At 72.7% G+C, this 4,898-nt stretch carries 4 protein-coding genes; 2 read left to right on the top strand and 2 right to left on the bottom strand.

Annotated features, from left to right (window positions below):
• Positions 1–122: 122 nt before the first annotated feature.
• Together ACFXB5_RS52650 and ACFXB5_RS52645 are read right to left on the bottom strand one after the other, a co-directional pair.
• The gene (locus ACFXB5_RS52650; protein ID WP_385223011.1) at positions 123–1,559 is read right to left on the bottom strand and encodes an APC family permease; all 1,437 of its coding nucleotides are present in this window, start codon (positions 1,557–1,559) and stop codon (positions 123–125) included.
• Positions 1,553–2,407, bottom strand: coding sequence for a carbon-nitrogen hydrolase family protein (locus ACFXB5_RS52645; protein WP_385223008.1), 855 nt, complete (start codon positions 2,405–2,407; stop codon positions 1,553–1,555). Before ACFXB5_RS52645 ends, ACFXB5_RS52650 begins: the two co-directional genes overlap by 7 nt.
• Before the next feature lie 114 nt (positions 2,408–2,521).
• Between ACFXB5_RS52645 and ACFXB5_RS52640 the strand changes: the two genes are divergently transcribed.
• Both ACFXB5_RS52640 and ACFXB5_RS52635 read left to right on the top strand, forming a co-directional pair.
• Positions 2,522–3,283, top strand: a complete 762-nt coding sequence (locus tag ACFXB5_RS52640; RefSeq protein ID WP_385223006.1) for a FadR/GntR family transcriptional regulator — start codon at positions 2,522–2,524, stop codon at positions 3,281–3,283.
• A gap of 284 nt (positions 3,284–3,567) precedes the next feature.
• Positions 3,568–4,848, top strand: coding sequence for a YeeE/YedE family protein (locus tag ACFXB5_RS52635; protein WP_385223004.1), 1,281 nt, complete (start codon positions 3,568–3,570; stop codon positions 4,846–4,848).
• Positions 4,849–4,898: the final 50 nt, after the last annotated feature.

Below are 4,898 nucleotides of genomic sequence, written 5' to 3'. Positions count from 1 at the left end.
GGCGGGGGCGGGGGCGCCCGCGGAGTTGGGCCCCCGCGGGGCGCGGCGGGGGGTCTCCCGTCCGTCCCGGGGGCCGGGGCGGGCCCCCCGGCCGGGGCCGGGGGCCCGGCACCGGGCGCTTCTCACCTACGCTCCCGCGCGCCGCGGTCCCCTCGGACCAGGCCGGCGACGAGGGCGAGGAAGGGGATGACGCCGAGGACGACGCTCGCGCCCACGCCGACGCCGGTGACGAGGGTGAAGTTGGAGAACACCAGCCACAGCGCGGTCAGCAGTCCGGCCACGGCCAGCACCGGCGCGATCCGGGTCTGCCAGGCCCTGCCCGAGGCGAGCCGGGCGTCGCGCGCGAAGAAGGCGACCACGGCGATGGACGTGATGAGCATGAGCAGGATCATGCCGACCGTCGCCACCCCCGCCATGGAGCCGAAGACGCCCACCAGCGGATCCAGTCCGGCGACCGCGCAGCACACGACCAGGACCAGCGCGGTGACGGTCTGGACGGCCGAGGAGACGGACGGCGAGTGGTGACGCGGATGGACGGCGCCCAGCCGTGCGGGGAGGAGGTCCTTACGGGCGAGGGTGAAGGTGTAGCGGGCGATGACGTTGTGGAAGGAGAGCACACAGGCGAAGAGGCTGCTGAGCAGCAGCACCTGCATGACGTCCCGCAGCGCGGTGCCGACATAGGCCTGGGCGGTGTCCATGAGCATGTTGCCCTGCCCGTCCAGGGTCTTCTGGGCCACGGCCGGGGCGTCATCGGTGCCCGCCGCCAGGACCAGCGCCCAGCAGGACAGCGTGTAGAACCCACCGATGATCAGGACGGCGAGATAGGTGGCCCGGGGGATGGTCCGCTCCGGGTCGCGGGCCTCGTCCCGGAAGACGGCGGTGGCCTCGAAGCCGATGAATCCGGTGATGGCGAAGAGCACGGCCACGCCCAGCGGTCCGGAGAGGGCCGCATGCGGGGTGAACGACTCGACATTGACACCGTGGGCGCCGCCCCGGGCGAAGATCCCGGCGTCCAGGACGAGCACCACCGCGATCTCCAGGACGAGTGCCACACCGAGCACCTTGGAGCTGAGGTCGATATGGCGGTAGCCGAGGAAGGCCACGATGCCGAGCGCCGCGAGCGCCCACACCCACCAGGGCAGGGACGGCCCGCCGAAGGTGTGGAGGACATCGTTCACGGCCCATCCCAGATAGCCGTAGACGCCGACCTGGATCGCCGTGTACGCGACGAGCGCGACGGCGGCCGTGCCCACTCCGACCCGGTCCCCCAGACCACGGGTGGCGTACGCGTAGAACGCCCCGGCCTGCGGAACGTGGGGCGTCATGGTGACGAAGCCGACCGCGAACACCAGCAGGACCAGCGAGGCGAGGGCGAAGCCGACGGGGGCTCCGGCGCCGGGGCCGCCGGCGATGGCGAGCGGGACGTTGCCGCCGACCACCGTGAGGGGCGCGGCGGCGGCGATCACCATGAAGACGATGGCGCCGGTGCCGAGCCGCCCCGAGAGATTCGTCCGGGTCGGTTGCGCGGTGGGTTCGTGCACATCGGGGTCGGTCAGCATGACGGGTCCTTGGTGGCGCGGGCGGACGGGGTGAAGAGGTCCGGCCGGAGGTCGGCCAGATACGGATTGGTCTTGCGCGCTTTCCGGACCGTGTGCGGTTCCACGGTGGCGAAGAGCAGCCGGTTGCCGTGTTCGACGCTGTCCAGCACGGTCGCCGACGGGCTCACGATGGAGCTGCGGCCGACGTAGCGCAGTGAACCCTCGTCGCCGTCATGGTTGACGTAGGCGATGTAGATCTGGTTTTCCCAGGCGCGCACCCTCAGCAGGTGCTCGGCGACGAACTCGTACGGTTGCATCTGGGCGGTCGGGACCGCGATGAGGTCCGCGCCGGCGAGGGCGGCAGCCCGTACGTTCTCGGGGAACTCCACGTCGTAGCAGATCAGCATGGCGATCCGGACGCCCGCGTAGTCGATGACGGGAGCGGTCCGGTCGCCCGGTGTGAAGTACTTCCGGTCGAGGTCGCCGAAGAGATGGGTCTTGCGGTGGCGGCCGAGGATCGCTCCGGCCGGGTCGATGAAGAAGGCGCTGTTGTAGTAGGCGCCGTCGTCGTGCTCGGGGGCTCCGAGGACGAGCGCGATGCCGTGGGCGGCGGCGATCTCCCGGGCCGGGGAGAGCAGATCGGTGCGGGCCAGGTCCCGGACGGCGTCGCCGATGTCATAACCGGTGATGAACAGCTCGGTGGTGATCAGGAGTTCGGCGCCTTCGGCACGGGCCCGGCGGCATGCCGCGTCCAGTTCGCGGAGGTTGGCGTCGACGTCGCCGGGCGTGCCCGCCGTCTGCAGTCCGGAGATCTTCATCAGTGCCTTCGACAGTTCGACAGTGGGCGTCCAGGGGTGAATGCGAGCCATGAAAACATGCTCACTTTGATCAGGTAAACCCCCGGAGGTCACGGTTCCGCAAAGCGGTGGCCCCCGTGCCAGGACCGTGGGGAGGCCGCGGGGCGGGATGCCTACGCTGAGGGAATGGCGACCCAGGAACCGTCCGGCGCACCGAGCGCCCTGACCAGCAGCGCGCTCGCCGCGATCCGCCGCACCAGCGCCGTCGACACCGTGCGGGCCCGGATCTCGCTGGCGGTGGACCTGGGCCTGCTGGCGCCCGGCGAGCGGCTGCCCAATGTCCAGGCCACGGCGGCGGCGCTCGGAGTCGGCGAGATCACCGTCCGCCGGGCCCTCGGCACCCTGGAGCGCGAGGGCGTCGTCCAGCGGCGCCCGGGGCGTACGGGCGGCACCTTCATCGCGGAGCGGCCGCGCCGCCGCACCGTGGCGCAGGTGGCCGCGTACCGCGAGGACAGCGAACGGGTGCACCGGCTGATCGACGAGCGCATCGTGCTGGAGACCGGTTTCGCCCATCTGACCGCCGAGCGACTCGATCAGCCGGGGCTCGACCGGCTCGACGAGTGCGTCCGGGAGATGGACGCGGCCGAGAGCTGGGCCGAGTTCCACGCCAGCGACAAGCGGTTCCACCTGGCCCTCGCCGAGGGCGCCGGACTGCCCTCAGCGCTGGGGCTGTACGAGCGGATCACCGGAGAGCTGTACGCGTACTTCCTGCCGTATCCGCTGGACTACCTCCGCGGCAGCAACGAGCAGCACAAGGCGATCCGGGCGGCGCTCGCCGCACGGGACGCCACCTCGGCGGCCGCCCTCCTCCGGGACCATGTGGCGGAGTTGCACCACTCGATGTACGTCGGCCTCGCGGACACCGCCGAGCGGGGCGAGGACGGCTGACCCGAGGTCATCCGCGGCTGTGGCCAACTCCACAGATCGCATGGTGAGACCGGGGTCCAATTCTTGAAACCCGGACCATATCCTGGAGTGCATGTCCGCACCCGCCCGTCTGCTCTGTCTCGCGCTGTTCGCGAGTTCGGCGTGGTGCGTCGACGACGGCCTCTGTCGCCGCTGAGCCGGAACCAGCCGGTTTCCCCCACCGCGCGCCGCCTTGGCGCCGCGCCGTCCGGCCGGGCCCTCCCGCCCAGCGTCATCCCCCTCCCGCCCAGCTCCGGAGTCCGCACGTGACCACCGCTCCGCCCGCCGATGCGGCGAAGACCGCCGCACTGCTGTCCCCCTCCCCCACCTCCGTGCCGCGGCCGGAGGCGCCCGCCGCGCCGCCGGTGCGGCCGGTGCCGCTCACCGTGTCCGGGCTGCTCGCCGCGGCGCTGACCGCGTACGTATGGTCCGCCCACGGGGCCAAGCCCGGCGTCCTGCTGCTGCTCGGCCTCGCCCTGGGCGTCGCCCTCTTCCACTCCCGCTTCGGCTTCACCTCCGCGTGGCGGCAGTTGGTGGCCGTCGGCAACGGCACCGGGCTGCGCGCCCACACCCTGCTACTCTCCACCACGGCCACGCTGTTCGCCCTGCTCATCGGCACGAAGACCGGGCTGTTCGGATCCGTGCCGGCACCTTCGGCCGGGCCGCTGGGGTTCGGGCTGCTGATCGGCTCGTTCCTCTTCGCCGTCGGCATGCAACTCGGTGGCGCCTGCGCCTCCGGCACCCTCTTCGCGGTCGGCTCGGGGCAGACGTCGATCGTGCTCACGCTCGGCGGCTTCATCGGCGGCGCCACCCTCGCCGCCTGGCAGTTCGACCTGTGGAAGGACCTGCCCTCGCTGGAGCCGGTCGTCATGGCGGACCACATCGGCTGGTTCGGCTCGTGGGCGGTGACCATCCTCGTGCTCGCCGCCATCGTCCTGGTCAGCCGTCGCGTCCAGGCCCGCCGCAACCCGCCGCCGATCGGTCCGGTGCCCTCCGCGCGCGGTGCCGCCGCCCGTGTGCTGCGCGGCTCCTGGCCACTGGCGGTCGGCGCGCTGGCGCTGGCCGTACTGGGCGCCGGTGTGCTGCTGGTCTCCGGTGGCGCGTGGGGCGTCACCAGTGCCTTCAGCCTGTGGGGCTCGGAGCTGGTACGCGCGCTCGGCGGCCATCCGGAGAGCTGGAGCTGGTGGCAGCAGCCCGGGAACAAGGAGATGCCCGCGGGGCCCGTGCTCGCCGACAAGACCAGCCTCACCGACATCGGCATCATGATCGGCGCGGCGGTCGCCGCGGCGCTCGGCGGCACCTGGACCCTGCACCGCGGGGTGCCGTGGCGTACGGCGACCGCGGCGGTGCTCGGCGGGGTGCTGATGGGCATCGGCGCCCGGCTCGCGGGCGGCTGCAACATCGGCGCCTACCTCGCGGGCATCGCCTCCGGCAGCCTGCACGGCTGGGTCTGGGGTGCCTTCGCCCTCCTCGGCACCTGGGCCGGGCTGAAGCTGCGGCCGTTCTTCGGGCTCGGGAACCCGAAGCCGGGCGACGGCGTCTGCTGAGGGCGGTCGGCCCGCCGGCGGGGGGGGGGGGGCCGCGCCCCGGGGCCGGG

It is taken from the genome of Streptomyces sp. NPDC059455, from assembly GCF_042750115.1.
In the GTDB taxonomy this organism is placed as follows: Bacteria; Actinomycetota; Actinomycetes; order Streptomycetales; family Streptomycetaceae; genus Streptomyces; species Streptomyces endocoffeicus.
This window is presented reverse-complemented; position numbering and strand designations above follow the sequence as displayed.